At 51.1% G+C, this 1206-nt stretch carries 1 protein-coding gene and 1 pseudogene; both read right to left on the reverse strand.

Features of this window, described 5'->3' with window-relative positions:
• Positions 1 to 818 (reverse strand): GIY-YIG nuclease family protein (locus ACTG34_RS13765; RefSeq protein ID WP_439105434.1); only part of this gene is annotated, 818 nt, incomplete at its 3' end.
• Positions 819 to 1121: 303 nt separating this feature from the next.
• Positions 1122 to 1206 (reverse strand): annotated as a pseudogene (locus ACTG34_RS13770) (short-chain dehydrogenase); the annotation flags it as partial.

The following is a 1206-nucleotide window of genomic DNA, read 5'->3' on the forward strand; positions in this document are numbered from 1 at the left end:
ATGTGAAGGCCGATGATATCCCCCTCCGACACAGTTTTAGGATTGATCCCTTGGGCCGTTTGCACGTTTGTCATCGCGCGGATCCGATCCCGAAGAGCGGCCGCTTTCTCAAACTCCATCGCCTCGGACGCCTCGCCCATCTCCTTCGCCAAGCGCGCTTGAAGCCCCGCGTCTTTCCCTTGCAAAAAGCGCTCGGCGTCCGCCACCAACTGGGCGTACTCCTCTTTGGAAATCTTCCCAACACAGGGCGCCATGCACCGTTTTATCTGATGTTGAAGGCAAGGCCGCGTGCGTCCCTCATAATCACTGTTCGAACAATTGCGCAGCAAGAACACGCGCTGCAACTGGTTGAGCGTGCTGTTGACGTTGCTCGCGGATGCAAACGGCCCGTAATAGGCTCCCTTGCGCTTTTTCGCACCGCGATGTTTGACGATTTGCGGAAAGTCATGGTCTTTGGTCACGAGAATATTCGGGAATGATTTGTCGTCGCGCAGCAGCACATTATAGCGCGGCTTGAGTTGTTTAATGAGGTTCTGCTCTAACAGCAGCGCCTCGGTCTCTGTACGCGTGGTCAAAAACATCATCTGGGAGGTTTCTGAAATCATTCGCGCAATCCGCGCGCTGTGCCCGTGGGTGCGGGCGTAGTTGGACACGCGGTTTTTGAGGTTCTTTGCTTTGCCAACGTAGAGGACGTTGTGTTCGGGATCGAGCATCCGGTACACACCCGGGGATCCATCAAGCATCCGAAGATACCCGTCGATCACCTTGTGACCGCGCGGTACATTTTTGTCCCGTTTTTCATCCGCCTGTATGCTCATGACTACCCAAGTATGATTCTTCTGTCTGGCTGCAACCTTACCGCACCTGTCGCAAGAGGAAACTCATCCACGTAATCTGTGGATAACTCTGATGATAAGTTTTCGTGATCGCGGTTTTTCCGTTGCTATAAGGCGGCTTCCACGACTTGCCTAAAAAATAGGCACATAAATAACTAATTGATACTAAACAATATTTTTTATACAGGCCGCCAAGTCATTGAAAATATTTACATTTTGTTCATATTAACGCGCACTCGAATTTGGCAGTGCACAACTTTGCGCCCGAACCTATACCCAATAGTATTAATCGCTCAAAATATCGGGTGTATTCCACGCCAAATGTTGACCGCCATCTACACATAAAAGCTGACCTGTGACGCCGTGGGCA

It is taken from the genome of Celeribacter marinus (assembly GCF_965656515.1).
Classification (GTDB): domain Bacteria; phylum Pseudomonadota; class Alphaproteobacteria; order Rhodobacterales; family Rhodobacteraceae; genus Celeribacter; species Celeribacter marinus_D.